This window comes from Cognatishimia activa (assembly GCF_026016445.1).
GTDB lineage: Bacteria > Pseudomonadota > Alphaproteobacteria > Rhodobacterales > Rhodobacteraceae > Cognatishimia > Cognatishimia activa_B.
On record NZ_CP096147.1, the window covers coordinates 1,108,447 to 1,133,688 of the forward strand.

General features: G+C 53.0%; 26 protein-coding genes and 3 tRNA genes. 19 read left to right on the forward strand and 10 right to left on the reverse strand.

Annotation, left to right across the window (positions count from 1 at the left end; translation table 11 throughout):
* Positions 1–10 precede the first annotated feature (10 nt).
* Together M0D42_RS05375 and M0D42_RS05380 are read left to right on the forward strand one after the other, a co-directional pair.
* Positions 11–87: transfer RNA gene (locus M0D42_RS05375), tRNA-Asp, on the forward strand.
* A 49-nt stretch (positions 88–136) separates the two neighbouring features.
* Positions 137–213, forward strand: a tRNA-Asp gene (locus tag M0D42_RS05380).
* A gap of 68 nt (positions 214–281) precedes the next feature.
* Here the strand turns inward: M0D42_RS05380 and M0D42_RS05385 are convergent.
* Positions 282–1,178, reverse strand: coding sequence for a LysR family transcriptional regulator (locus M0D42_RS05385; RefSeq protein WP_265020570.1), 897 nt, complete (start codon positions 1,176–1,178; stop codon positions 282–284).
* 88 nt (positions 1,179–1,266) lie between these two features.
* Here M0D42_RS05385 and M0D42_RS05390 point away from each other — a divergent pair, with 88 nt between their 5' ends.
* Complete coding sequence (locus M0D42_RS05390) at positions 1,267–1,488, forward strand: hypothetical protein (protein WP_265020571.1); 222 nt, start codon at positions 1,267–1,269, stop codon at positions 1,486–1,488.
* A 62-nt stretch (positions 1,489–1,550) separates the two neighbouring features.
* Here M0D42_RS05390 and M0D42_RS05395 read toward each other — a convergent pair.
* Positions 1,551–1,640 (reverse strand) — tRNA-Ser (locus M0D42_RS05395).
* Between the two features lie 144 nt (positions 1,641–1,784).
* Between M0D42_RS05395 and M0D42_RS05400 the strand changes: the two genes are divergently transcribed.
* The 7 genes from M0D42_RS05400 to M0D42_RS05430 all read left to right on the forward strand — a co-directional run bounded on the left by M0D42_RS05400 (position 1,785) and on the right by M0D42_RS05430 (position 8,189).
* Positions 1,785–2,603: a DUF2059 domain-containing protein gene (locus M0D42_RS05400; protein ID WP_265020572.1), complete on the forward strand. Its 819-nt coding sequence runs from the start codon at positions 1,785–1,787 to the stop codon at positions 2,601–2,603.
* Between the two features lie 234 nt (positions 2,604–2,837).
* Positions 2,838–3,482 (forward strand): 50S ribosomal protein L21, encoded by a 645-nt coding sequence (locus M0D42_RS05405; protein ID WP_265020573.1) that lies wholly within the window; start codon positions 2,838–2,840, stop codon positions 3,480–3,482.
* A gap of 23 nt (positions 3,483–3,505) precedes the next feature.
* Positions 3,506–3,775, forward strand: a complete 270-nt coding sequence (rpmA, locus tag M0D42_RS05410; protein WP_265020574.1) for a 50S ribosomal protein L27 — start codon at positions 3,506–3,508, stop codon at positions 3,773–3,775.
* Between the two features lie 328 nt (positions 3,776–4,103).
* Complete coding sequence (locus M0D42_RS05415; RefSeq protein WP_265020575.1) at positions 4,104–4,643, forward strand: GNAT family N-acetyltransferase; 540 nt, start codon at positions 4,104–4,106, stop codon at positions 4,641–4,643.
* 58 nt (positions 4,644–4,701) lie between these two features.
* Positions 4,702–5,748, forward strand: a complete 1,047-nt coding sequence (gene obgE / locus M0D42_RS05420; RefSeq protein ID WP_265020576.1) for a GTPase ObgE — start codon at positions 4,702–4,704, stop codon at positions 5,746–5,748.
* Complete coding sequence (gene proB, locus M0D42_RS05425) at positions 5,736–6,854, forward strand: glutamate 5-kinase (protein WP_265020577.1); 1,119 nt, start codon at positions 5,736–5,738, stop codon at positions 6,852–6,854. The genes obgE and proB overlap by 13 nt, the downstream gene beginning before the upstream one ends.
* A 69-nt stretch (positions 6,855–6,923) precedes the next feature.
* On the forward strand, positions 6,924–8,189 hold the full coding sequence (locus tag M0D42_RS05430; RefSeq protein WP_265020578.1) for a glutamate-5-semialdehyde dehydrogenase: 1,266 nt from the start codon (positions 6,924–6,926) through the stop codon (positions 8,187–8,189).
* On the opposite strand, the gene M0D42_RS05435 is transcribed toward M0D42_RS05430, so the two are convergent.
* Positions 8,186–8,770 (reverse strand): histidine phosphotransferase family protein, encoded by a 585-nt coding sequence (locus tag M0D42_RS05435; protein WP_265020579.1) that lies wholly within the window; start codon positions 8,768–8,770, stop codon positions 8,186–8,188. The genes M0D42_RS05430 and M0D42_RS05435 overlap by 4 nt on opposite strands.
* A 27-nt stretch (positions 8,771–8,797) precedes the next feature.
* Here M0D42_RS05435 and M0D42_RS05440 point away from each other — a divergent pair, with 27 nt between their 5' ends.
* From M0D42_RS05440 to tsf, 5 genes are all read left to right on the forward strand, one after another.
* Complete coding sequence (locus M0D42_RS05440) at positions 8,798–8,980, forward strand: DUF3553 domain-containing protein (RefSeq protein WP_265020580.1); 183 nt, start codon at positions 8,798–8,800, stop codon at positions 8,978–8,980.
* 135 nt (positions 8,981–9,115) lie between these two features.
* Positions 9,116–9,889 (forward strand): GNAT family N-acetyltransferase, encoded by a 774-nt coding sequence (locus tag M0D42_RS05445; RefSeq protein WP_265020581.1) that lies wholly within the window; start codon positions 9,116–9,118, stop codon positions 9,887–9,889.
* A 1-nt stretch (position 9,890) separates the two neighbouring features.
* Positions 9,891–10,730 carry a lysophospholipid acyltransferase family protein gene (locus M0D42_RS05450; RefSeq protein ID WP_265020582.1) on the forward strand — a complete coding sequence of 280 codons (840 nt, stop codon included), beginning with the start codon at positions 9,891–9,893 and terminating at the stop codon, positions 10,728–10,730.
* 229 nt (positions 10,731–10,959) lie between these two features.
* Positions 10,960–11,736 carry a 30S ribosomal protein S2 gene (gene rpsB, locus M0D42_RS05455; RefSeq protein ID WP_265020583.1) on the forward strand — a complete coding sequence of 259 codons (777 nt, stop codon included), beginning with the start codon at positions 10,960–10,962 and terminating at the stop codon, positions 11,734–11,736.
* Between the two features lie 74 nt (positions 11,737–11,810).
* On the forward strand, positions 11,811–12,686 hold the full coding sequence (gene tsf / locus M0D42_RS05460) for a translation elongation factor Ts (RefSeq protein ID WP_265020584.1): 876 nt from the start codon (positions 11,811–11,813) through the stop codon (positions 12,684–12,686).
* 365 nt (positions 12,687–13,051) lie between these two features.
* Here the strand turns inward: tsf and M0D42_RS05465 are convergent, their stop codons facing one another.
* Both M0D42_RS05465 and aroQ read right to left on the reverse strand, forming a co-directional pair.
* Positions 13,052–13,813, reverse strand: coding sequence for a LuxR family transcriptional regulator (locus M0D42_RS05465; protein ID WP_265020585.1), 762 nt, complete (start codon positions 13,811–13,813; stop codon positions 13,052–13,054).
* Between the two features lie 3 nt (positions 13,814–13,816).
* Complete coding sequence (aroQ, locus tag M0D42_RS05470; RefSeq protein WP_265020586.1) at positions 13,817–14,251, reverse strand: type II 3-dehydroquinate dehydratase; 435 nt, start codon at positions 14,249–14,251, stop codon at positions 13,817–13,819.
* A 225-nt stretch (positions 14,252–14,476) separates the two neighbouring features.
* Here aroQ and M0D42_RS05475 point away from each other — a divergent pair, with 225 nt between their 5' ends.
* Positions 14,477–15,118, forward strand: a complete 642-nt coding sequence (locus M0D42_RS05475) for a queuosine precursor transporter (RefSeq protein ID WP_265020587.1) — start codon at positions 14,477–14,479, stop codon at positions 15,116–15,118.
* Positions 15,119–15,261: 143 nt separating this feature from the next.
* On the opposite strand, the gene M0D42_RS05480 is transcribed toward M0D42_RS05475, so the two are convergent.
* A complete protein-coding gene (locus M0D42_RS05480; protein ID WP_265020588.1) occupies positions 15,262–17,697 on the reverse strand; it encodes a GcvT family protein in 2,436 nt (811 codons plus the stop codon).
* A gap of 330 nt (positions 17,698–18,027) precedes the next feature.
* Here M0D42_RS05480 and M0D42_RS05485 point away from each other — a divergent pair, with 330 nt between their 5' ends.
* The 3 genes from M0D42_RS05485 (at position 18,028) to M0D42_RS05495 (ending at position 19,890) form a co-directional block, all read left to right on the forward strand.
* A complete protein-coding gene (locus M0D42_RS05485; RefSeq protein ID WP_265020589.1) occupies positions 18,028–18,456 on the forward strand; it encodes a DUF2852 domain-containing protein in 429 nt (142 codons plus the stop codon).
* A 91-nt stretch (positions 18,457–18,547) separates the two neighbouring features.
* Entirely contained in the window at positions 18,548–18,997 is a 450-nt protein-coding gene (locus M0D42_RS05490) for an RDD family protein (RefSeq protein ID WP_265020590.1), read from the forward strand.
* 74 nt (positions 18,998–19,071) lie between these two features.
* Positions 19,072–19,890 carry an arginyltransferase gene (locus M0D42_RS05495; protein ID WP_265020591.1) on the forward strand — a complete coding sequence of 273 codons (819 nt, stop codon included), beginning with the start codon at positions 19,072–19,074 and terminating at the stop codon, positions 19,888–19,890.
* 50 nt (positions 19,891–19,940) lie between these two features.
* On the opposite strand, the gene M0D42_RS05500 is transcribed toward M0D42_RS05495, so the two are convergent.
* The 4 genes from M0D42_RS05500 to M0D42_RS05515 all read right to left on the reverse strand — a co-directional run bounded on the left by M0D42_RS05500 (position 19,941) and on the right by M0D42_RS05515 (position 25,066).
* Complete coding sequence (locus tag M0D42_RS05500) at positions 19,941–20,396, reverse strand: YHS domain-containing (seleno)protein (RefSeq protein WP_265020592.1); 456 nt, start codon at positions 20,394–20,396, stop codon at positions 19,941–19,943.
* 181 nt (positions 20,397–20,577) lie between these two features.
* Positions 20,578–22,932, reverse strand: a complete 2,355-nt coding sequence (locus M0D42_RS05505) for a TRAP transporter large permease (RefSeq protein WP_265020593.1) — start codon at positions 22,930–22,932, stop codon at positions 20,578–20,580.
* 17 nt (positions 22,933–22,949) lie between these two features.
* Positions 22,950–23,885 carry a TRAP transporter small permease subunit gene (locus M0D42_RS05510; RefSeq protein ID WP_265020594.1) on the reverse strand — a complete coding sequence of 312 codons (936 nt, stop codon included), beginning with the start codon at positions 23,883–23,885 and terminating at the stop codon, positions 22,950–22,952.
* A gap of 101 nt (positions 23,886–23,986) precedes the next feature.
* The gene (locus M0D42_RS05515; protein WP_265020595.1) at positions 23,987–25,066 is read right to left on the reverse strand and encodes a TRAP transporter substrate-binding protein; all 1,080 of its coding nucleotides are present in this window, start codon (positions 25,064–25,066) and stop codon (positions 23,987–23,989) included.
* Positions 25,067–25,242: the final 176 nt, after the last annotated feature.

The following is a 25,242-nucleotide window of genomic DNA, read 5'->3' on the forward strand; positions in this document are numbered from 1 at the left end:
ACTTCAGAGAGCGGTTGTAGCTCAGTTGGTTAGAGTACCGGCCTGTCACGCCGGGGGTCGCGGGTTCGAGCCCCGTCAACCGCGCCACTCTGAAGCCTCGCCTAGGGAAGGCACCATAGATCGAGAGGTCAAGCGCGCGGTTGTAGCTCAGTTGGTTAGAGTACCGGCCTGTCACGCCGGGGGTCGCGGGTTCGAGCCCCGTCAACCGCGCCACTTTCGACCTAAAACAAAGCACCCCTCGGGGTGCTTTTTGTTTTTCTGATTGCGATGTTATCTACCGATTAATCGTCAAAATGCGCTTTGTATCTTGGGGCAAAGAAAGATGTGAAGGCTTTCACCTCTGGCCGTCGGTAGGCTGATTGGCTCACCAAGAGCCAGCAGGTGTTGTAGACTTCTGGTGGCAAATCAAAGCAGTGGACAAACGCGTCGTTTGTTTTGAGGTAGGTGCAAGGCATTGGGCCAATTCCAGCGCCCATTTTTACTGCAGAAATGAGCGTTTCAATATCCGAACAGGTCATCGCGATCTGACTAGGATCAATGCGATCCAGCACCCAGTTATTGATGAGCCTTGGGATATTCTTGCCGCGATAGACGACGAATTTGTGTCCGCTTAGGTCATTCTCAGACGTCGGATGCCCGTGTTTGGCGACATAGCTGTCTGAGGCGACCAGCGCGCCTTTGATGTCGGTTATTTTACGACAAATCAAAGTTTCATCGTCAATCTTCCTGTCAAAGCGGATCGCAACATCGGCTTCGCCAGCGGAAAGATCGACAAAATCATAGCGGCGAATAAATTCAAACTGGACTTTGCCTTGGTTCTCTATGAATTCTTCTAAGATTGCAGAAAACTGACTGGTAAAAACTGAATCTGGCGCTGTGAGCCTGATAATGCCTGTTGTGGTTGCATGCAGCGTCGCGGCTTTTTCATAAAGAGCCGTCGTCGCTGCTTCGATGCCTTCTGCATGCCAGATCAGTTCTTCGGCATCGGCTGTTGGTCGGAAGCCACGCGTGTTGCGCTCAAACAGCGTAAGTTGCAGCGCGTGTTCCAGCGCTTCGATCCGGCGCGCTACGGTCGGCTGCGCGATCCCAAGCTCTTTGGAGGCAGCCAGGGTAGAGCCTGTACGAAGTACCGACAAGAAGATGCGAACGTCTGACCAATTATGAAAAGCGTTCTTCATTTTTGTAGAACAGCATAACGCTGGAGCGGATACCAGAGATTTTCTGCACCTCATAAACTGGTCCCGGTTCTACTTGGAGGTATAGCCAATGACATTTACACTGCCGTTTTTTGGAATTCTGGATTGGAAGTCCATTCTGCGCCCCTCGAATAAAGGTAATCAGTCTCCTGTTCAGGAAAACGCCTCAGAAGATGAAAGCAGTGAGGCTGAGCGTGCGTTCTTACGCGAAATCATGCGTGAGAATCCTGAAGCTTTGCAAAGTGAGATTGGGGTCATGGCGCTGATGAGCCAATATCCTCGGAATTTTTGAAATCTGATGAGAGCGCTCGCTGGCAAACAATCCGATGTTCAGAATATTCGTCTGTGGGGTAATGGCGGAGAGACAGGGATTCGAACCCTGGGTCCCCGTGAAGGGACAACGGTTTTCGAGACCGCCCCGTTCGACCACTCCGGCACCTCTCCGCTGAGGGCGGCACTTCTGCCTTACCTTGGTCTGAGCTTCGCGGATGTATAGCGGAAAATTGACTGGTGCAAGCGGGATTCACATTGTCTGAACCAAGTTCCGTATTAAGTTGGAGGTAAGCCATTCATCCCGGAGGACCCTTCTTGCTTAAGTCTGTCATTTCCTTTGCTTTTGCAACTGTCGTCGCGGCCAGCAGCGCCCTTGCAGCCAACCGAGAGGATGTGAAGTCCTTCCTGGAAACCACAGGGTTTGATGTTGCCATTGAATCCATTGCTGTTGGGGCGGGGGGCGCACCTTCGATGCTGGGCCTTGAGGGCAATGAATTTGGGAAGGTTTGGACGGAGCTGACAGAGCAGACCTTTGTGCCAGCTGACATGGTGGATCAGGCATTGGATCTGCTGGAAGAGCGCCTTGATCAGGACTTGCTGGTTCACGCGTCAGATTTCTACGGCAGCGATCTGGGGCAGCGCTTGGTCCACGCAGAAAACCTGTCGCATCTGGATGATGATGATCTCAAGCAGATCGCCGGGCGCCAGATCGTGGCAGGCATGGTGGAAGCAGGGGATCCAAAAATCGAGTATTTTCAGCGGATGCATGTCGCGATTGATCCCGAAGGTCTGGGGCTTAAGGCTGTGCAGGTCATCCAGGTACGGTTCCTTCTGGCGGCCTCACGCGCTGGCGTAATCCGGCAGGATCTGGATGAAGAGATGCTTTGGGCGCAAATCGAAGAAAATGAAGCGTCAACACGACGCGCCATTCTGGAAAGCTCGATTGCGGGCGGAGCCTATACTTACCAAGGTTTCACCGCCGATGAGCTTGAGGCTTATACGCTGGCACTGGAAGATGAGCGCATGCAGAAGGTTTATCAGATCATGAATGCGGTCCATTATCAGATCATGAGCGACCGAATGGACGCGCTGGCATTACATCTGGACAAACTCATGCCCAGTGAGGAGCTGTAATTCGCGCGAAGCCTAATTTTTCATAGAAAAAACACGGCTTCGCAGCATTGCCTGCTTGACTTGTTATCCACATGGGAACATAAGCGCGCATCGGCGTAAGGATTCCTTGCGCCGTATCTTATTGTAACAACGCCTCGTGAGGGGCGCGCAGTTCGAGGCGGTGCTTCTGTTAGGAAGGACCGAAACACCTAGAAATAGGGGCCATAGAACGCGGTCATATGAAGGAAAAGGGACATGTTCGCAGTCCTGAAAACCGGTGGCAAACAGTATAAAGTACAGGCAGGCGATGTTCTGCGTGTCGAAAAACTGGCTGCTGACGCGGGTGAAAAAATTCAATTCAACGAGATCCTGATGCTCGGCGGTGACAAAACCGTTGTGGGCGCACCTCTTGTTGAAGGCGCAGCTGTACAAGCTGACGTGATCGACCAGATCAAAGGCGAAAAGCTGATCAAGTTCGTGAAACGTCGTCGTAAGCACAGCTCTAAGCGTACTGTTGGCCACCGTCAGAAACTGACGCTGGTTCGCGTAACAGACATCCTGGCATCAGGTGCCGACAAATCCGGTGTTAAAGCCGCGATCGGTTCTGGTTCCGTTTCCGGCGCAGCTGTGGAAGCAGCGGCTCCAGCGAAAAAGGCAGCTCCTAAGAAAGCCGCTCCTAAAAAAGCAGCACCTGCTGCTGAAGGCGCAGACGATCTGAAGAAACTGTCCGGCGTTGGTCCAGCTCTGGAAAAGAAACTGCTGGAAGCTGGCGTTACCACATTCGCGCAGATCGCGGCATGGGGTGAAGCAGAGATCGCAGAATTCGACGAGAAGCTGTCTTTCAAAGGCCGCATCGAGCGCGAAGGCTGGGTTGAACAAGCCAAAGAACTGGCGAAGTAAGCGAAGTATAGGAGACTAACGATATGGCACATAAAAAAGCTGGTGGTAGTTCCCGTAACGGTCGCGACTCCGCGGGTCGTCGTCTGGGCGTCAAAAAATACGGTGGCGAAGCGGTTCTCGCAGGCAACATCATCATGCGTCAGCGTGGTACAAAGATGTGGCCAGGTGAAAACGTGGGCATGGGCAAAGATCACACCATCTTTGCAACCACCGACGGTAACGTGAAGTTCCACAAAGGCCTGAAAGGCCGCACCTTTATTTCGGTTCTCCCGGTGGCGGAGGCCGCTGAGTAAGCCGACCTTAAGGTTATGAATCAAAAGGGGGATCGGCTTTAGGGCCGGTCCCCTTTGCGTTGCGAGGTTTTCAAAAATCTCCTGAAGTTGTGATGCCGAAATTCGGTCAGATTTTCAGGATAGCGTGATGTTAACCTTGTAACGCAACCGGGCTGCATCCACCTTGGATGCGCACGACTTCGGAACAAATGTGGGGCCAGAAATTGGTTTGGGAGGACCGGTTTTCAAGCTTAACCCGCAGATGAGCCTGATCGTGTGAGGCCCGGATAGAGAGCCAGAGTACAAACCCCGTTTGTAGTCTGATTGGGTATGTTTGGAGGATGTGCAGATGATGCACGATAAGATTGTGAACCAACTGGTTATAGAGGCGGAACGTTTCGTTCTGCGCCCTCTGCGTCGGTCCGACCAGGGGATGATTGAACATTACGCGGGCGAGCGTGACCTCGCGCGCATGACAACATCTATTCCGCACCCGCTACCACCGGGTGCAACCGAAGCCTTTATCGCACGCTCTCACGACGAGGGCCGCAGCGAAGACGTCTGGGCCATGGATGGTACTGCAGAGGGCAATTCTGAAGTTATGGGCGTGATCTCCCTTGATCGCGTCTCTGAGGATCAAGCTGAAGTGGGCTACTGGGTTGCACCGCCTTATTGGAACACTGGTGTGGCGTCTGAGGCCGTGCGCACATTGATTGCAGCAAACCCACTGGGGTCCAAAACCCTCTTTGCCAGCGTCTTTCAAGATAACCCGGCTTCGGCGCGTGTGCTGACCAATTCCGGCTTTCAATACCTTGGGGATGCCGAAAACTTCTCGGTCGCACGCAATGCCCCGGTGCCAACATGGACATATAGCCTAAAACTCGATTGAGCTTGCCCCCGTCTATGCTGTAACAGGCGGGGACACCCCGCCTGAAAGGACCGCCACAATGAAATTTCTTGATCTGACAAAGGTCTGTATCCGCTCGGGTGGCGGTGGTGGTGGCTGTGTGTCCTTCCGCCGTGAAAAGTTCATCGAATATGGCGGACCTGACGGTGGTGACGGTGGCAATGGCGGTTCTGTTTGGGCCGAAGCAGTCGAAGGTCTCAACACGCTGATCGACTTCCGCTATCAGCAGCACTTCTTTGCGAAATCCGGCCAAGCGGGCATGGGCAGTGGCCGTACTGGCGCAAGAGGCGATGACATCGTATTGCGCGTGCCTGTCGGCACAGAGATCATGGACGAAGATCAGGAGACTGTGATTGCGGACCTGACCGAAGTTGGCCAGCGTTTCTTGATTGCAAAGGGCGGCAATGGTGGCTGGGGCAACCTGCACTTTAAGTCGTCAACCAACCAAGCCCCACGTCGTGCAAACCCCGGCCAGCCGGGCATTGAACGCACGATCTGGCTGCGCTTGAAACTGATTGCGGATGTCGGTCTGCTGGGTCTGCCAAATGCTGGCAAATCCACCTTCTTGGCTGCGACATCCAACGCGCGTCCAAAAATCGCGGATTACCCTTTCACGACCCTTTACCCGAACCTCGGTGTTGTCGGGGTTGATGGTGTTGAATTTGTAGTCGCTGATATTCCCGGTCTCATCGAAGGTGCGTCCGAGGGTAGGGGGCTTGGCGACCTCTTCCTGGGCCACGTCGAACGCTGTGCGGTGCTTTTGCATCTTGTGGATGGCACTTCTGGTGATCCCGCAAAGGACTATGAGACGATCATTGGCGAACTTGAGGCCTACGGTGGCGTTTTGGCTGATAAGCCGCGCATCACGGTGCTGAATAAGATCGACACCATGGACGAAGAAGAGCGCGCCTTCCTGAAGGAAGAACTCGAAACTGCCATCGGCGCGCCAGTGATGTTGATGTCTGGTGCCAGCCAAGAGAATGTAACCGAAGTGCTGCGCGCGCTTCGGAGCCAGATTGACGACAATCGGCTGCGTCAAAAACAGGCCGAACATGAAGACGAGGAAGAAGCACCTTGGCAACCCTAACCACGAGTTTGGCCACCGCAAAACGACTGGTGATCAAAATCGGGTCCGCCTTGCTTGTGGACCGGAGCAATGGGGCATTGCGTAAAGACTGGTTGCTGGCGCTGGCCGAAGACGTTGCTTGGTTGAAAAGCCAGGGCACTGACGTCGTTTTGGTTTCTTCTGGGTCCATCGCTCTCGGGCGAGGCGCTTTAAGGCTTGCCTCTCAAGATCTTCCCTTGGACCAATCCCAAGCGGCGGCGGCTGTGGGCCAAATCCGTCTGGCGCGTGCTTACGAAGAAGCGCTGGCACCTCATGATATCATGACTGCACAGGTTCTCGTCACATTAGAAGACAGCGCTAACCGTCGGAGATATTTGAATTCTCGCGCCACGCTCAATCATCTTCTGAAGATGGGTGTGGTGCCGATCGTGAATGAAAACGACACTGTCGCCACCGATGAGATCCGCTATGGCGACAATGATCGACTGGCCGCTCAGATTGCCCTGACCACAGGTGCTGATCAACTCATACTGCTCTCAGACGTCGACGGGTTTTATTCTGACAATCCTCAGAGCAATCCAGATGCGATCCGTTTTGAAGTTGTGGATGAGATCACGCCAGAGATCGAAGCTATGGCAGGTGACGGCCTCTCCGGGCTTTCCAAAGGCGGTATGATCACCAAGCTTCTGGCCGCGAAAACTGCAACCGGCGGCGGCTGTGCTATGGCCATCACAGAGGGCTCCGTTATGCGGCCATTGACGGCTCTGGAAAACGGTGCAAATGCGACTTGGTTCACAGCCCAGGTGACCCCACAACAGGCCCGCAAACGCTGGATCAGCTCCATGAAACCGCAAGGCGCGCTGACCATCGACGATGGTGCTCAGGGCGCGCTGAGCAAAGGCAAAAGCTTGCTGCCTGCCGGCGTGACCGCTGTCACAGGATCCTTTGAACGCGGTGATCCAGTCGAAATTCTCGCCAGTGACGGGCGGAAACTGGGGCAGGGGCTCTGCACCTGTACCGCCCAGGAAGCCGCTCAAATCAAAGGACGCAAGTCGTCTGACATTGAAACCATCCTGGGATACCAGGGCCGCACCGCGCTCATTCATCGGGATGATATGGCCCTCTAGTTTTCTTTTTGGCATAAATACCTCCGCCGGAGGCATCCTCCGGCTCAACCAACGCAAAGGATAGATCTGATGAAAGACATCACAGATATCGCCGCCCTGATGAGTGACATTGGCCAACGCGCCAAAGCCGCAAGCGCAGAGCTGGCCTTTGCCCCGCCGGAACAGAAAGAACAGGCTCTGACCGCTGCTGCGGATGCGGTTTGGGAACGCCGTGATGAGATCATTGCCGCCAATGCCAGAGACCTGGACTATGGCCGCGACAAAGGTCTGAGCCCAGCCATGATGGATCGTCTGATGCTCGATGAATCTCGTATTCAGGGCATCTGTGACGGGTTGCGTGCCGTGGCAGGCCAGGATGACCCTGTTGGCGAAGTCCTTGCTGAATGGGACCGCCCAACGGGTCTCAACATCAAACGCGTGCGCACACCTTTGGGCGTTATTGGCGTCATTTATGAAAGTCGTCCAAATGTGACTGCTGACGCTGGTGCGCTCTGTTTGAAGTCCGGGAATGCGGTCATCCTGCGCGGTGGCTCTGAAAGCTTCCATTCATCTGGTGCGATCCATGCTTGCCTTGTGGATGGCCTGAAAATGGCCGGTCTACCTGAAGACGCAGTACAACTGGTCCCAACGCGTGATCGCGCAGCAGTACAAGAACTGCTGACCATGGTTGATACGGTTGACGTGATCGTTCCACGCGGCGGTAAAGGTCTTGTTGGCCTCGTGCAGCGCGAAGCGCGCGTTCCAGTTTTTGCTCACCTTGAAGGCATTGTTCATATCTACATCGACAAAGACGCCGATGCTCAGAAAGCCATGGATGTGATCCTGAATGCAAAGACTCGTCGCACCGGGATTTGTGGCGCAGCGGAATGTCTGCTGATCCACGAGGACGTCAAAGACACGCTTGGCAAAGACGTTTTGGCGATGCTTTCTGAAGCAGGTGTTACGATCCACGCTGGTGAAGCGTTCCTGTCTGTTGAAGGTGCTGTCGCGGCAACCGATGAAGATTGGGGCAAGGAATATCTCGACATGGATATTGCTGCAAAATCAGTCGCTTCCGTGGATGATGCTATCGCGCATATTCGTCAGTTTGGCTCCAACCACACCGATTGCATCATTACAGAAAATGACGCCACCGCGGCGCGGTTCTTTGAACGTCTGGACAGCGCGATCCTGATGCGGAACGCATCCACGCAGTTTGCGGACGGCGGTGAGTTTGGCATGGGGGCAGAGATCGGCATCGCAACCGGCAAAATGCATGCGCGTGGTCCGGTGGGTGCCGCTCAGTTGACCAGCTTCAAATACCTGGTCGAAGGCAACGGCACCACCCGCGCCTAAAACTGCATCAGTATCCGCGTCTCCGTCATGTTGATACTGATATGACGGCTCAGGTGCCCCAGAGCCTCTGGGAGTAGTGCAAAGGAGACGGTTGCCGGGATGATCTCATCCGGCGACCGACTTTGTGAGAGCGGCGTCCAGAGGGCTTCGGTGATCAAGAGATTGCTGCTTTCCGCCGAGAGACTCCATTTGTCATCGATCTTTTTGATGATGACCGCTCCGCCACGCGGCATCGCGCGTTCTAGGCAGAGAACCGCTAAAAACACCGCCTGCGTCTCTTTGCGTGAGACATCTCCATCGATTTGCCAATCAAACAAAAGCCGATCAGAAGCAATGGCCTGTAAGGCGTCTTTCACTTCCTGCTTTGGAACGGAATTGCTGGCGCTGCTCTGACCAAAAGCGATGCGAAAGAACCTCACACGTCCGCTGGCATTGGCGGCACTATCGCTGATCAGGGCTGCCTCTTCTTCACCACCTCCCATGCTTAGAAGTTCCGCCCCATTGGCGCAGGCCCCAATCGGGCTGATGAGATCGTGGCAAATACGCGATGCGACAAGTTCGTGAAGATGGGGGTTAATCATGATGGGAATTACCGATAGAGAAGGCTTATGGAAGATTTGAATGCATTTTTGGAACCGGGCATGATCGTGCGCCATCCTGACCAACCCGATTGGGGGCTGGGACAGGTCCAATCCAACATCGCTGGAAAAATTACGGTGAACTTCCAGGAGGTTGGAAAAGTCGTATTGGACAGTCGTCGCGTGGGTCTGTTGCCGGCCATGACAGAATAGAAGCCATAAAGTGTTAATGAAGAAATAATTCTACTTTAAATTGAATTCTTCAAGCTGTTTATGCCAGCGATCGGCATAGAGTTGCCAAGCCTCTCCGGGCCGCATAAAACCGCAGAAAAGAGCACTCTACCTGTCATGCGCGCATCCACCGATCATTTTGAATTAAAACTCGCCTGCACCGAGGAAGACATCCTCGCGGCTCAACATCTGCGGTATCAAGTCTTCGTGCAGGAATTGGGCGGGCAGGGCGATCTTGTGGACCACGAGGCGCAGTTAGAGAAAGACGAATACGATCCGCATTTTGATCATCTGATGCTGCTCGACACCACGCGCGGTGAAACTGTGAAGGAACAGGTCATCGGCGTCTATCGTCTGTTGCGCGATGACATGATGCCCAAGATCGGGCGCTATTACACCGAGGGTGAATATGATCTGACCGTGTTGAAAGAAAGCGGTCGCAAACTCATGGAACTGGGCCGCTCCTGCCTGCATGCCGACTACCGGGGCGGGGCGGCGATGTATCTCTTGTGGAACGGACTTGCGGATTACGTCAACAAACACGGTGTTGAGATCCTGTTTGGTACCGCGAGTTTTCATGGCACCAATATTGAGGAGCTGAAAGAGTCCCTTTCCATGCTCTACCATCGTCATCTGGCGCCAGATGACCTGCGCGTTAGGGCCGTTGATAAACACTATCAAAACATGAACTTATGCGCCGAAGCTGACATAAATCGCGTGAAGGCGATGCGCGATGTGCCTGCACTGATCAAAGGCTATCTGCGTCTTGGTGGAAATATTGGTGATGGTGCCTATGTTGATCATGAATTCAACACAACAGATGTTTGTTTGGTGATGGACACTGAAAAACTAAACGCCACCCAGCGCAGCATCTATACGCGAGGCGCTTAAGATGAGCTCTCCCACATGGACCGGGGAGGAAAGCTACCCAGAGATGAAATCCATCTCGGCATTGGGATGGCTGCGAGTGGTGCTACGCGGAAGTGTGATCGCAATGATCATGCTGTTTGGCATCGTAAGCCTCACGCTTATTCGGATATTCGAAAAACCGATCTTTGGTATACGCAGACCGGTCGGGAGCTTCGTTCCCGCTCTGGTATCGCGTCTTTGCCTCAGAGTCATGGGCATTCGTTTCCAAACCCAAGGCACGCCGATGAGAACCGGTGGCGCTGTGGTGGCGAACCATTCGTCCTGGCTGGATATATTCACACTGAACGCAAAGAACCCGGTGTTCTTTGTTTCAAAGGCCGAAGTTGCCCGATGGCCCGGCATTGGATTCATCGCAAAAATTGCGGGCACCGTTTTCATCGCGCGGGATCGCAAAGAAGCGGCTGCTCAGAAGCAGCTTTTTGAAGATTGCCTGGCTGCCGGGCAAAAACTGCTCTTCTTCCCTGAAGGCACATCCACGGATGCACTTCGAGTTTTGCCATTCAAATCAACGCTCTTCGCGGCCTTTTTTGCAGATGGCCTTAAAGAACACATGCAAATCCAACCTGTGACGGTAAACTACCACGCACCAGAGGGCGAAGACTCCCGCTTTTATGGCTGGTGGGGGGATATGGATTTCGGAGCACATATGCTTCAGATGCTGGCGGCGGCGCGCCATGGGCACGTTGAGGTCATCTTTCACAATCCAGTCGCTGTTGCGGATTTTGCCAACCGAAAGGCTCTTGCCGCTGATACCGAAACCAGTGTCAGATCCGGGCACTTTCGCACAGCGATCGGCCAATAAAACAAGGTCTCTGCTTCTTCTTTGCAAAAATACTCAAAAAACACCGTATTTCGCGAAAAAGAAGACCTCTCGGCTCTTGTCAGCCCTCTAAAACCCATGTAAAGCGCGCCCATTCAATCCCGCAGGTGGGGGTTGGTCCATTTGGGGGAGACATCCTCAAAGGCCCGCCGGTTGGAGCATCCGCTCTCACTTTCCCCCACTCAGGCGTAAACCGGAAAAGGAAGAAAGCATGGCTCACGTTGAGTTCACCATGCGCCAGCTGCTTGAAGCAGGCGTACACTTTGGTCACCAGACACAGCGCTGGAACCCACGCATGGCCGAGTATATCTACGGCGCGCGTAACGGCATCCACATCATGGACCTCACACAGACCGTTCCAATGCTGGACGCGGCTCTGAACGCAATTCAAGACACTGTTGCTAAAGGCGGTCGCGTACTGTTCGTTGGCACCAAGCGTCAGGCATCTGCACCAATCGCAGACGCAGCTGAGAAATCCGCTCAGTACTTCATGAACCACCGCTGGCTCGGCGGCACGCTGACAAACTGGAAAACAGTTTCTCAGTCCATCAACCGTCTGAACGCGATCGATGAACAAATCGCATCCGGCGGCGAAGGCCTCACCAAAAAAGAGCGCCTGGGCATGGAACGTGACCAGCAGAAACTTCAGGCATCCCTCGGCGGTATCCGCGAAATGGGTGGCGTTCCTGACCTGCTGTTCGTCATCGACGTGAAAAAAGAAGCACTGGCCATCGCAGAAGCTAACAAACTGGGTATCCCAGTGGTTGCTGTTGTTGACACAAACTGCTCCCCAGCAGGCGTTGACTACGTGATCCCAGGCAACGATGACGCATCCCGCGCGATCGCTCTGTACTGTGATCTGGCAGCACGTGCCGCTCTGGAAGGCATGTCCGCACAGCTGGGCGCTGCAGGCGTTGATCTGGGCGAATTCGAAGAAGCACCAGTTGAAGAAGCTGTTGCTGAAGAAGCCGCCGCAGCAGACGCGTAAGCGTTACAAATTTGACATGAGGGCAGGGTAGGCCCGCCCTCATTAAGATTTCTCAAATTCTCAGGAGAACCAAGATGGCTGTTACTGCCAAGATGGTGAAAGAACTGCGCGAGATGACCGGCGCAGGCATGATGGACGCTAAAAAAGCCCTGACAGAAACTGATGGTGATCAAGAAGCGGCAATCGATTGGCTGCGCACCAAAGGTCTGGCGAAAGCGGCAAAGAAATCCGGCCGTACAGCGGCTGAAGGTCTGGTTGCGGTTAAAGTAGAAGGCGGCAAAGGTGTTGCTGTTGAAGTTAACTCTGAAACCGACTTCGTTGGTAAGAACGCTGACTTCCAGAACATGGTTGCAGGCATCGCAGGCGCAGCAGTTAACGTTGCAAACGTTGAAGAGCTGGCAAACGCAGAACTGAACGGCAAACCAGTATCCGAAGTGATCACTGACGCAATCGCGACAATCGGTGAAAACATGTCCCTGCGCCGCATGGCATCTGTGGAAGGCGACGTTGTTGCGTCCTATATCCACAACCCAGCAGCAGACGGCATGGGCAACATCGGTGTTCTCGTAGCCCTGAAAGGTGGCGACGAAGCGTTTGGTAAGCAGGTTGCAATGCACATCGCAGCGGCAGCGCCTCAGTCCCTGTCCGAAGCAGACCTGGACCCAGCGGTTGTTGAAAAAGAGAAAAACGTTCAGATCGAGATCGCACGTGAATCTGGCAAGCCAGAGCAAGTGATCGAAAAAATGATCGTTGGCCGTATGAAGAAGTTCCTCGCAGAAGTCACTCTGCTTGGCCAGAACTTCGTCATCAACCCTGACCTGACTGTTGAAGCAGCTGCAAAAGAAGCAGGCGCAGAAATCGTTGGCTACGTGCGTATGCAGGTTGGTGAAGGCATCGAGAAGAAAGAAGAAGATTTCGCAGCAGAAGTTGCGAAGGCAGCTCAAGGCTAATCTTTCCTTCACTTATGTTAAGAAGCGCCGCCCAATTTTTGGGCGGCGTTTTCGTTTTTTGGTTGTGAATAATAATGAACGGCGCCGAAGATGGGGATCTTCAGCGCCGATCTGTTTTCGGACCCTGTCATGGGGATGGAGGTCCGGAACAGCTGCAAAGGCCTTTATTATTGGGCCTTTGACTTTGTATGCCATGTGCTTGTCATGACAAAGAGCGCAGAGCCCAGTAATCGCTGGGGGTGCGCCCTTCATGTCCCAGGCCTTAGGCCACACTCACGGGAACGGTTAATCCTTACAACGTATCCGGGTGAGGTGAAGGTAAGGAATTCCTTACCTTTTGCACATTCCTTTACCCAGAGTTGTTCTCAACTCTCCACGATAAATATTTGGTTGAGAAATGTAGCTTTGAGTACCGCTTGAGCGGTGGTTTCAACCCCAAGTGACTCTCGTGCAAGCCGCAGATGTTTCTCGACCGTGGCTGTTGTTCGTCCCATCAGCGTGGATATATCCTGAATGGTTTTTCCATCTGAAACCCATTCCAGCACTTCGCGTTGTCTCTTCGTTAAAGCACGCTGCGGATTGCTGTAAGGAAGGTTCAAAAGCTTCAGATGAAGCACATTGTTCATCAGAACTAATGTATCGCCGTGTTCAGACCAGATATCATCCAGCACGCTTTGCGGAACTCCGGGTGGTCCGATCAAGCTGATCGCCCCCTTGGCCCGCATGGACACTGACTTAAAACTTACAGTGTAACCCGCTGTAACTCCGTAGCTTTTGTTGAACTCAAAGACCTCTTGCTCTTCCCGGGTCATAGGGCGTTTCAGCATCACCGCGGCTATATGTTCCCAACTTTGAGCACCCACATGATCAAGTGCCCACCTGATCATAGGACCATGCAGAAACATCCGTTCGCCAAAGAAACGCGTGAGATACGCGCGGTCGAGATTGGACAGCACAACGAAATCCTCAGGATCACCGAGGTTATAGTCCACCCGAAAGTTCGTGTAGCCGTACAGAAGTCGATCAAAGCCATAACTGGCCATTTTTTCCAGGTGCATGCTCCACAGAGCTTCCTGGGTCGTCGCACTTGTAATCTCGGCAATATAACGCAGCGTTGCGTCGTCCATTTGTTACCTGACGTGGTCGATCAGCGCCTCAATTGCCAAACGATATCCGGTGGCACCAAAGCCGCAGATCTGACCAACTGCAACCGGGGCGATGAATGATTTGTGCCGGAATTCTTCACGGGCATGAATATTTGAAAGATGGAGTTCAATAACGGGCAGGGCGACCGATGAGATCGCGTCCATCAATGCAATAGATGTATGAGTGTAAGCGCCCGCGTTCAAAACAATCCCATCGTGATCGCCTTTGGCATCATGAATGGCATCGATTAATTCGCCTTCATGATTGGACTGCTTACAGACAATTTCAACGCCCAGGGCTTTGCCGTGGGCTTCGCAAATATCTTCGATATCTTGCAAGGTGGTGCTGCCATAGACCTCTGGCTGGCGTGTGCCCAGCAGGTTCAGATTTGGTCCGTTCAAAATAAGAATGGATGTCATGACAGTGTCCCCAGTGTTTAAAACTGTTTAGCGCGAAGGGTTTGGCAAAGTCCACCTTCAGAATGAGATCACAAAGAAGCGCTGCAAAATTGCGTCAAAGGGCAGGGGTGCCACTCCGGTTTGAGGGCCAAGAAAGGCTTGCAACAAAGGGTTTCGCGCTATAAGACGCCCTGTCCGCCTCGGCTGGATCAAGTTCCCCGCAACCTTGCAAAAACGGGTCATATCATGACACGCATTCATATTCCCGGCATTCTTGCCATGGCGGCCATCGTGGTCGCGTCAAACATTCTTGTGCAATTCCTCTTCGGCAATTGGCTGACTTGGGGCGCATTTACATATCCGCTGGCCTTTCTGGTCACAGACCTGATGAACCGCATCTATGGCGTTCAAGCCGCGCGCAAAGTGGTTTTTGCAGGTTTCATCGTTGGCGTGATCTGTTCCATGATTGGCACTCAGATCATGATCCAGGGCGACGGGTTTGAATATCCAGCCGTCACATTGCGCATCGCGATTGGTTCCGGTCTGGCGTTCCTGACAGCACAGCTTCTTGATGTTGCGATCTTTGATCGCCTGAGAGACGGCGCCTGGTGGCGCGCACCGCTGGCATCCACGCTGATCGGCTCGACCATCGACACGGCGCTGTTTTTTACAATCGCATTTTCTGCGGGCCTGACATTTGTCGAGCCAGCGAACGATGTGTCCTGGGCGAACGAAGCGCTACCAATCCTCGGCGCTGGCCCAGTTGCGCCGCTGTGGGTGTCACTGGCAATTGCCGACTGGTCTGTGAAGCTCAGCCTCGCGCTGATCGCTCTGGTGCCGTTCAGAGTAATTGTTGCTCGTATTACCGCTAAGCAAAGCGCTGCATAAGCCTGTGCCTTTAAGCTTTTGAAGAGAAACGCGTTTCTTTAAGTTGAAGCGCGTTTCTCGTCACATCATTAATTTACATAATTACCATTATACGTATTAATGATGCGCTGATTTTGATACGCGGCATCACAGCCCCCTTCGGATCAATTGCGTAGCAAATCGAACTCTGGATCGTATTGGGCCTTCGCGACAACTTCCGCATCCACCAGATCCCCGCAAAGATCAATCTTCAACGCCTGACCAACTCGCGAGAGATCTGGCTCAACAAATCCATAGGCCAAATTCAATCCCGTCCTGTGGCCCCATTCACCGGATGTCACGGTACCAACAACCGAGCCGTCGACCATAACCGATGCGCCGCCATGTGCCGGTTGCGTTGTGCTGTTCACACTCAACGTCACCAGTTTACGCTGTGGCCCAGCTTTCTGACGCTCAAGCAGCGCTGCTTTACCGATGAAGTCTGACTTCTCCAAATTCACAAATCTGGAGAGCCCAGTTTCAAACGGATCAAATTCAGTGAGCAAGTCAGCTTTCCAATGCAGGAACCCTTTTTCCATGCGCATTGAATCCACGGCACGCGCGCCAAAGAGAGATAAGCCATGTGCCTTGCCTGCATCTCTCAACGCCAGATATGCCGCATAGAGCGATGCATTTGGGACGTGGATTTCATAAGCCAGCTCGCCAGAAAAACTCACAGCCATAACAGTGGCTGGTGCAATCCCAATGAAGCATTCGCGCACAGAGAGCCAAGGAAAGGCTTCCTTGCTCCAATCTGCACGGGAACAAGCTGACAGCACCTGACGGGCTTTGGGACCAGCGAGAACCAAGATGGTTTGATCTTTTGTCAGGCTTTTGATCTGAACATCTTCTTCAGCTTTCAGATGTGATGTGAGCCAATCCATGTCATGATATTCGCTGGCGGCAGCTGAGCCGTACCAAATCCGATCCGGGCCGCGATCAGTGGCAGGGATATTGGCAATCGTTGCTTCGCATTTGATCATACCCTGATGGTTCAGAAGGTAACCGAGACCCACACGCCCTGCCCGTTTTGGGACGTTTCCGCAGATCAAGCGATCCATAAACTGGTGCCGATCAGCACCTGTGATCTCTAAGCGATTGAAACCATTGACTTCACAGAGACCGACATTGGTTTGAATGTTCTTAACTTCGGACGCAACTACGTCAAAAGTCTCGTCAAAACCAAAGCTCAAACTTGGATGAAAATCCGGTTTTGGCTTGATGTAATCAACGCGTTCCCAGCCGTTCACAACCGTGAACTCAGCCCCTTCCGCAGCGAAGATCGGCGTCAAAGGCGTTGTCTTTGCAGGCCGCCCAGCTGGGCGATGTTCATGTGGGAAATGAAAGCGAAACTCATTCTGATAGTCTTCAATGGCCTTCAACGCGGTCAATTCGACGTTGGCATGCCCAGTGAACCGGCGCGGGTCGATGCACCAGGTGTCATAACAGGCCTCGCCATGCACGATCTGCTGTGACAGCAGCCAGCCATGGCCCCCGCCCTCACCCAACCCTGCACGCAAGCCTATGATACAAAATGCATTTTTCTTTCCGGGAATTGGGCCGACAAGCGGGGTACCATCGATTGTGTAGGTGATCGGACCATTCACAATGCGCTTGATACCCACCTCAGCCAACACAGGCATCCGCTCAAACGCGCCCTCCAGCACCTCCATGACACGATCCAGATCATCCGGGCAAAGATCATTGGCAAAGCTTGGACTGATGCCGTCCATGCCCCAAGTTTTGCAGTCCTGTTCATAGAACCCAACAAGCAAGCCGTTCTTTTCCTGACGGGAATAATAGTCTGAGATCGGACAGCGTAAGAGCGGCATGCGATGGCCAGCGTCGATGATGGCTGGAATGTCTTCGGTAACGAAATACTGGTGCTCCATAGAAGCCACCGGATGATGCACCCCCATCATTGCACCCACTTCATTGACACGGTAGCCACAGGCGTTGACCACGATATCCGCATCAATCGTCCCGTTTGTGGTTTCCACGGTCCAGGTGTCATCACTTTTCTGCGTCAAAGCGGTCACAGCCGTATGCCGGTAGACCTCGGCCCCTGCCCTGCGCGCGTGAACCGCCAGCGCCTGACAGAGCTGCGCCGGGTCAATGTCGCCGTCCTCACCATCCCAGAGCCCACCAAGCAGATTGTCGGTGGAAATCAAAGGATGTCGCCGCGCACATTCTTCTGCATCTAAAATCTCATACTCCACGCCCATACCGCGGGCCATGGATGCGAAATGCCGGTAGCCCTGCATCTGTGCTTCGGTATTGGCGAGGCGTATGCCGCCGTCGCCATGATGATAGCCCACCGGGTAGTCTGCATCATCGCGCAACGTCTTATAAAGCGCGATCGAGTAGGATTTCAGGCCGACCATCGTCTGGTTCATGCCAAAATTCGTCACCTGCGCCGCAGAGTGCCATGTTGTCCCTGACGTCAGCTCGTCTCTCTCGATCAAGACAACATCGGTCCAACCCTCCTGCACCAGATGATACAGTGTTGAACACCCAGCGATCCCGCCACCAATGACGGCAACTTTCGTGCGAGACTTCATATGACCTCCGATTTCAGGGAAAGCAGCGCCCTGCTCTTCTCCCGGTTCTAGGCGTAGATTTTGAAGCTGTCCGGCGGGAATTTCCCGATTAACTGACAGCAAATTGGCGATTTCATGATTTGAAAACTGATAATTTCTGGCATTTTATTCGATGCAGTGAGCAAAATCGTTAAGAAACCTCACGCCTCATAGGTCCTAATTATTTGATAAGTATATGTATTTCAAAATAATGTAAAAAACATTCACATGAACCCTTGTTTCACGCCGCCGTGATACCAAATTGATTGATGTGAAAGGCATTCACATTAACACTCAACCACGGAGACGAAAATGACATCTGTTGCCACCGCCACCCCAAACACCACTCATATGGGATGGTTTTCTCGGAGCGAGGCATGGCTGGACAGTAAGGGTAAAGGTGCCTGGATTGCCGCTATGGTTCTTGGCTTCGTCTTCTTCTGGCCGGTTGGCCTGGCCCTACTCTTCTATATGATCTGGAGCAAAAAAGGTATGTTCGGAAAATCCTGCCGCAAATCGAAGTCCCGCCATCGCATGCATATGATGCATTCTTCTGGCAACACAGCGTTTGACGCTTATCGCGACGAAACCATTTCGCGTCTGGAAGAAGAACAAGCAAACTTCGAAGCTTTCCTTGAGCGTCTGCGCGAAGCAAAGGACAAGTCTGAGTTTGACCAGTTCATGGATGAGCGTGCAAAAAAGGCTGCGAAAGAGCGCGAAGAGCAGTCTGAAGACGCATAAGCGTTCACGACCCAAGACGCCTAAAACAAACAGGCTCCCGAATTTCGGGGGCCCAACTTTAGAAAAAGCCATAGACGGCAAAGAGAGAGACATGAACACCCGCGCTTACGCACTTCCTGACCCGCAAACTCAGCCAGAGTTTTATGCAGACGTTCCAGTGAAACGTTTGATTGCCTGGGTCATTGATATGGTCCTGATCGGCATTCTCAGCGCGCTGGTGCTGCCGCTGACACTATTTACAGGCATCTTCTTTTTTGGCGTGATCTTTATGATCATGAGCTTTGTCTACCGTGTCGTCACAATCGCCAATGGGTCTGCCACACTTGGCATGCGTTTTGTCGGCATCGAACTACGCACCCAAAATGGCGAGCGCTTTGAGCTTGGGCATGCCTTCCTGCACACGCTGGCCTATCATATTTCATGGGGCTTTTTCATCCTGCAGATCATTTCCATGGTTCTTATGATGACCACATCGCGCGCCCAAGGTCTGACCGACCACTTTATGGGCTCGGTCGCGATCAACAAGGCCGCGCGTTACTAAACGTTTTCAACGCTTGGCGAGGCCGCAAACCGTTGTTACAGTCGGACTGATCTGTAACAATATCGCGGCCTCGTATGCGTCATTCGCTCCCACTTGCCCCTCAGTTTTATGTCACGGCACCGCAGCCGTGCCCGTATCTACCGGGGCGCATGGAGCGTAAGCTCTTTACCGCACTTCAGGGCGATAACGCGCAGGAACTCAACGATGCTTTGTCGCATCAAGGCTTTCGTCGTTCACAGAATGTGCTTTACCGGCCAACCTGCAGTGATTGCGGCGCCTGCCTGTCAGCCCGCATCAATGTTGCAGATTTCAATATCACCAAAAGCCAAAGACGCATCCTGAAACGCAATCAGGGACTAAACCGAAAGGCAACTTCTCCCTGGGCCACAGAAGAGCAGTATGAGCTTTTCCGCACCTATCTAGAGGCACGCCATGCCGATGGCGGTATGGCCGATATGGATGTCTTTGAGTTCGCGGCGATGATTGAAGAAACACCGATCCGCTCTCGAGTTGTTGAATATGTCGATGAGGATTCAGACGATCTGGTGGCCGTCTGTCTGACCGATGTCTTCGAAGATGGCGTTAGCATGGTCTACAGCTTCTTTAGCCCGAATTATCAGCGCAACTCACTTGGAACCTTCCTGATATTGGATCACATCCGCATCGCATTAGAAGCCAACCTGCCCTACGTCTATTTGGGCTATTGGGTGCCGGGCAGCGACAAGATGGGCTATCAGGCCAAGTTTTCTGGCCTTGAGGTCTTTGCACAGGGCAGCTGGCAAAAGATTGAAGATCCTGAAGACTTTGATGTCGAAGCAATGACCCAACCGAGAGAGAAAATCTCGGATCAAGTGGCCAATATTGGCTTGCCTGATACAGTTTTTAAGGGCTGAACGGGTCTTCTAATTCTTCTTATAAAGCGCGAGACAGGAAGATCTTTAGATCAGCCGAGAATTCCAGGCCAATTTTTCAAGCCAGCCGCGATGTTACCGGGAATGTCCTGCCGCCATAGTTCTTGCGCGCGAAGGTTTGCGTTGAGGTAGAGCTTCCCTTCGTGGATTGTCCAGGCTTCCGGGATCGTTGGGGCGAGATAGCCACGTGATGCGGCAAAAGCGCAGTAGCCGCCAAAGACTGGCGCATAGGTTTCAGGGTCAGATTCAAACTTGGATGCATTGCTGCGGCTCGCAAAATGCCACTCTGCGCCATTCCAAACCACTGTATGATCTGCCGATCCCGGCACCGGTTTTGACTCTTCAAAATAGGCAATCGGATCAATGGCATTGATCGCTACCGGATTCTGAAAAACCTTAGGTTTTTGCGCTATTGCCATGTTCGGAAACATCGTAAGCGCAGCAGGTGTCGCAGTCAGAAGAGCAAGCGTTTGTCGGCGTGTCAGCATGATTAGTCTCCATAAATTCTGTTCAATAATAGGCGCAATGAGACCGCATTGGAGCCAGGCTAAACGGAACGTGATATTGATGTGACCACCGATACTGTTCCGTCCTTGGACGTTGCCTGTGCTTGAGGTCAACAAAAAGGGCCCCGCAGGGCCCTTCTCTATATCTCCACCGATACTCTGATCAGTTGCCGATTAGGTTTGGCAGGATCGTCACAATCGATGGGAAGAACCACAGGATTGCCAGCCCCAGGACCTGGATCAGAACAAATGGCGCCACACCGCGGTAGATATGTGTGGTCGTTACGCTCTTCGGTGCCACCCCGCGCAGATAGAACAGCGCGAAACCAAACGGTGGTGTCAGGAAGGATGTCTGCAGGTTTACAGCCACCATGATCGTGACCCACTTCGGATCAAAAGTACCACCGTAAATGACCGGCCCGACGATTGGGATCACGATGTAGATGATCTCAAGGAAGTCGAGGACGAAGCCCAGCACAAACAAGACAAGCATCACGATCAGGAAGACCGTCAGCTCGCTGTCAAAGGAGCGCAGGAACTGCTGGATGTAATGCTCTCCACCGAAGGAAATCACCACGAGGTTCAGGATCTGTGACCCGATCAGGATGGTAAAGACCATGGAGGTCACCTTGGCCGTTTCGCGCACTACAGGTGACAGAACCGAGTATTTAAACAGGGTCCAGCAGCTGTAGAGAATCCCAAACATCGCAAAGAGATAGGCGCCATACGCAACCAGGAAGGCGAGCCATGTTTCCAAGGATGCATCAGACTGACCAATCCGCAGATCAAAGTTCACACCCACAAGCAACATGATGACAATCGCGAAGGCGCCTTGGATGATGACTTTTCCGGACTGATCGTTTTCACGCAGTTTGCGGTACGCCGCCAAGAGGATCGCGCCCCCTGCCCCCAAAGCCGCAGCTGGGGTTGGGTTGGTGATACCACCTAAGATGGAGCCGAGAACTGCAACAATCAATACGAGTGGTGGGAAGACCACACGCAGCAGCTCGTTTCGTCCCAGCAAAGCAACCGCGTATTTCGCACCATAAAGAGCTGCGAGAATCGGTAAGATCATCATCACCAAAGCTGTGCCCGGTGATGTGGTCGGTGTGACCCAGATCGCGTTGACCAGAAGGGTCAAAACAACTCCGGCCGCACCGATCAGCAGTGGACGAGTATCAGCGCTTGGAGCAACGCCGCGCGCTGTTGTCATCATCAGAGCAAGGAACATCATTGCGATGGCCAGACCGGACCCAATCGGGGCGGCATTGGCAACGCGCTCTGCAAAGATTTCTGCACGTTCCTCTTCTGTCAGCTGACGGCTGTCCTGGACACCACCTGCTTCATCGATGGCTGCCTGTTCTGCAACGGCTATATCCCAAGCTTCTTGACCATGAAGATCAATCATCGAAGCCTGACATTGCTCACTTACAGAGGTCCGCAGGCTGGCCGTTTTACCGCTGTCAGTGAAACTGTCGACGATAATGTTCTGACCGCCCACGACATTGACGGAAGACAGCAGGATTAAACCGCCGATCAAAACAACTGGAGCAGCAACAAACCAAGTCAGACGCTCATTGCGTGTCACCACCTCAGCGCTGGAGTCCGCGAACTCAACTGCTGGTGCCTTGGATGGGTTCAGCATCGCGTAACCAAAGGCATAGAAACCATAGAGGAAGGCCAGCATGATACCGGGCAGAAGTGCCGCTTGGAACAACGTCCCAACCGAAACAACCGCAGGCTCGCCCAGATAGGTCAAGGCGTCCGTACAGCCGGCAAGCTGTGCACGGGTCTCCTGTGCTGTAGAATAAAGATCACCCGCCAAAGTGCCCAAAAGAACGATCACGATGGACGGCGGAATGATCTGACCTAGCGTACCAGAGGCTGCAATCACACCTGTTGCCAATTCAGGCGAGTAGTTATTGCGCAGCATGGTTGGCAGAGACAACAGACCCATGGTGACAACTGTCGCGCCCACGATACCTGTTGAGGCCGCCAGGAAGGCACCCACAACCACAACCGATACAGCCAGACCGCCCGGCAGCGGGCCGAAGACACGCGCCATAGTGGTCAAGAGATCGTTTGCAATCTTGGAGCGCTCAAGCGTGATGCCCATCAGAACAAACATTAGAACCGCAAGTAGTGTCTCGATGGATTGTCCCGCCAGAACACGCTCGTTAATCCGGTTCACAACAAAGGAAAGGTTGCGATCAAGCGCGGTTTCCCAGCCTGAAACAAAAACCGGTTCAGCAATTGTGGGCAATTCAGGATACCTGAAGACCGAAATCTTATCAGGATTTACCCCGTCTGAAATCAAAGCATTATAGGCGTTTGATCCGGTGTCGATCGCCTGGTGAATAAGCAATCCCGCGCTGTCCAATGCCGCGATAATGCCAAAGGCAATAATGCCTGCACCACCGATGGCAAAGGCCACTGGGAAGCCCGATAGAATGCCCCCGAAGAGGCAAAGGAAGACGATAATCAGGCCGATTTCGACCCCATCAAGTCCGAATAACATAGTCTCTGTCCCTTACCTCAGTGTGTGCCTTCGTAGGCTTCTTCACCTTCGCCGAGCGTGTCTCGATCCAGGTATTTTCCTTCGCTTTCAGCGCCTTCCACCATCTCAAGGTAAGAGCGGTAGAAAAAGGCAACGGCTTGCAAGAAAACCATGCCCGCAAAGGCGACCAGGAGAATTTTGAATAGGAAGTAAGCGCTAAAGCCGTTTGGTGAGAAACCGATGGTTTCAATGTTCCAGCGCAGCGCGCGCGATTTAAGAAGCAGACGATCCAGCTGATCAGATGCTGACGGTTTCGGCACGATCAGGTGGCGCCACAGGAAGAACCAGCCATACATCCATGTCAGAACAGCCACTGGCATCATGAAGAGCAGAGACCCCAGCATGTCGATGATCTTTTTGGTCTTTCGTGAGACACCGGAATAGATCAAGTCCACCCGCACGTGACTGCCTTGCACAAAGGTGTAAGTCGCGCAAAGAGCAACGATCATCGCGTTGTAAAGCTTTAGTTCTTCGGACCACCAGCTGATGTCGAATTGCACCGGAATACCAAAGCCGAATACCAGATCAGGCCGCGTGAAAATCCTTTGCATAAAGACGATGATAATCTGCTGCAGAACCATCAGAAGGCCTGCCCAAGCAAAGAAACGCCCGATTGTGTTTGCAAAGCCTTCTAGGCCGCGAACAACTGTCCAAAGCACCTGACGTTTCCAGATGCCCACAAACGTTGTCACCAGAATGACGCTGAAGACGGCAAAGAAGAACTCAACCGATCCACCGTAGTAGATGAAGCGCATAATGGCTTCTTTGTTGCTCCAGTCGAGCCACAGCGACGGATGAGTGATTGCGTATCCGATATTATAGAAGGCCATCGCGATGTTCTGGACAAACCAGAGTACACCTTCCCCGATGGCAGACAGAACCTGCCCAAAGCTGGCCGTGCCAGAGTCTTGCATGATTTCCCCCTGAAATCTTCAACGATCTATCTGCTCCCTTTATACAGCTAGATCGAAAAATTGCCCCGAATTTCGGGGCCATTGTGTTGCATAGGGTGTGCTTAGCCGCCGAGTACGCGGTCGCGCTGTGCGACAAATACGGATTCAGACTGGCTGATCCAGCCAGATGTAGAACCACGAGATGCTTCTGCGGAGTTACGGATCTTCGCGAAGAGCTCATCATCCATATAGCTGTCCATGACTTCGATGGACGCACGACCAAACGCGTCCCAGATTTCATCGTTGAACTGCAGAACTTTTACGCCCGCGGACTTCAGACGCTGCAGCGCTGGACCGTGGTTCGCAATGAACAGAGCAAGGTTGTTTTGGTTTGTAACTGCCGCTGCGGTTTCGATTGCTGTCTGCTGTGCAGGTGTCAAATCTTCGAAAACGTCGCGGTTTGTTGCGAGTGCAAGACCAACGCCTGGCTCATGGAAACCGGAAGCATAGTAGAACTTGGTGATTTCCTGGAAACCAGCCTTCTCATCCGCCCATGGGCCGATCCATTCGGTTGCGTCCAGAGCACCGGAAGCCAGTGCTTGATACACTTCGCCGCCTGGGATCGCTTGAACGGATGCACCAAGTTTACCCATCGCCTGGCCACCAAGACCCGGCATACGCAGCTTCAGACCTTGGAAGTCATCTGGGCTGTTGATCTCTTTGCGATACCAACCGCCAGCCTGTGTACCTGTGTTACCTGCCAGGAATGTTTTCAGACCAAAGATCTGACCCAGCTCGTCATGCAGCTCTTTACCACCACCTTGGTAGTACCAGATGTTTGTTTCAGTCGATGTCAGACCAAATGGAACACCTGTGAAATACGCATAAGCTGGATGCTGGTTCAGGAAGTAGTATTCCGCAGCGTGGTACATATCGGCCTGACCGGAAGATACCGCGTCAAACACTTCAAACGCGCCAACCAGTTCGCCAGCTGCTTTGATGTCGACAGTCAGCTGACCGTCTGTCAGTGCGCTGATCATGTCTGCGCTTTGCTGTGCCGCGTCAAACACACCTGCCAGACCGCGACCCCAAGAGGTCACCATAGTCAGTGTGCGTTTGCCTTGTGCATAAGCTGGTGCTGCAAGTGTTGCAGCGCCTGTGCCGGCAAGTGCAGAAGTTTTTAGAAAAGAACGACGATCCATAAGGTTCCTCCCAATTATTAAAGCGCATCTGCCCCCCTTAGTGGCAAATGTGCGGACCGTTTCGAGTGTCATGAGCCTAGCTTTGGGGTGCTGATGTTAAAATACCGACTACTACGTACTGAGGGCAGGTTTCCCTGACTTTCACCTGATAATCGGGCATTTTCTTTGGCCAATTT

Coding starts and splice junctions, on each gene's coding strand:
- M0D42_RS05385 (WP_265020570.1), bottom strand. CDS start 1,178: ATGAAGAACGCTTTTCATAATTGGTCAGACGTTCGCATCTTCTTGTCG.
- M0D42_RS05390 (WP_265020571.1), top strand. CDS start 1,267: ATGACATTTACACTGCCGTTTTTTGGAATTCTGGATTGGAAGTCCATT.
- M0D42_RS05405 (WP_265020573.1), top strand. CDS start 2,838: ATGTTCGCAGTCCTGAAAACCGGTGGCAAACAGTATAAAGTACAGGCA.
- rpmA (WP_265020574.1), top strand. CDS start 3,506: ATGGCACATAAAAAAGCTGGTGGTAGTTCCCGTAACGGTCGCGACTCC.
- M0D42_RS05415 (WP_265020575.1), top strand. CDS start 4,104: ATGATGCACGATAAGATTGTGAACCAACTGGTTATAGAGGCGGAACGT.
- obgE (WP_265020576.1), top strand. CDS start 4,702: ATGAAATTTCTTGATCTGACAAAGGTCTGTATCCGCTCGGGTGGCGGT.
- M0D42_RS05430 (WP_265020578.1), top strand. CDS start 6,924: ATGAAAGACATCACAGATATCGCCGCCCTGATGAGTGACATTGGCCAA.
- M0D42_RS05435 (WP_265020579.1), bottom strand. CDS start 8,770: ATGATTAACCCCCATCTTCACGAACTTGTCGCATCGCGTATTTGCCAC.
- M0D42_RS05440 (WP_265020580.1), top strand. CDS start 8,798: ATGGAAGATTTGAATGCATTTTTGGAACCGGGCATGATCGTGCGCCAT.
- M0D42_RS05445 (WP_265020581.1), top strand. CDS start 9,116: ATGCGCGCATCCACCGATCATTTTGAATTAAAACTCGCCTGCACCGAG.
- M0D42_RS05450 (WP_265020582.1), top strand. CDS start 9,891: ATGAGCTCTCCCACATGGACCGGGGAGGAAAGCTACCCAGAGATGAAA.
- rpsB (WP_265020583.1), top strand. CDS start 10,960: ATGGCTCACGTTGAGTTCACCATGCGCCAGCTGCTTGAAGCAGGCGTA.
- tsf (WP_265020584.1), top strand. CDS start 11,811: ATGGCTGTTACTGCCAAGATGGTGAAAGAACTGCGCGAGATGACCGGC.
- M0D42_RS05465 (WP_265020585.1), bottom strand. CDS start 13,813: ATGGACGACGCAACGCTGCGTTATATTGCCGAGATTACAAGTGCGACG.
- aroQ (WP_265020586.1), bottom strand. CDS start 14,251: ATGACATCCATTCTTATTTTGAACGGACCAAATCTGAACCTGCTGGGC.
- M0D42_RS05475 (WP_265020587.1), top strand. CDS start 14,477: ATGACACGCATTCATATTCCCGGCATTCTTGCCATGGCGGCCATCGTG.
- M0D42_RS05480 (WP_265020588.1), bottom strand. CDS start 17,697: ATGAAGTCTCGCACGAAAGTTGCCGTCATTGGTGGCGGGATCGCTGGG.
- M0D42_RS05485 (WP_265020589.1), top strand. CDS start 18,028: ATGACATCTGTTGCCACCGCCACCCCAAACACCACTCATATGGGATGG.
- M0D42_RS05490 (WP_265020590.1), top strand. CDS start 18,548: ATGAACACCCGCGCTTACGCACTTCCTGACCCGCAAACTCAGCCAGAG.
- M0D42_RS05495 (WP_265020591.1), top strand. CDS start 19,072: ATGCGTCATTCGCTCCCACTTGCCCCTCAGTTTTATGTCACGGCACCG.
- M0D42_RS05500 (WP_265020592.1), bottom strand. CDS start 20,396: ATGCTGACACGCCGACAAACGCTTGCTCTTCTGACTGCGACACCTGCT.
- M0D42_RS05505 (WP_265020593.1), bottom strand. CDS start 22,932: ATGTTATTCGGACTTGATGGGGTCGAAATCGGCCTGATTATCGTCTTC.
- M0D42_RS05510 (WP_265020594.1), bottom strand. CDS start 23,885: ATGCAAGACTCTGGCACGGCCAGCTTTGGGCAGGTTCTGTCTGCCATC.
- M0D42_RS05515 (WP_265020595.1), bottom strand. CDS start 25,066: ATGGATCGTCGTTCTTTTCTAAAAACTTCTGCACTTGCCGGCACAGGC.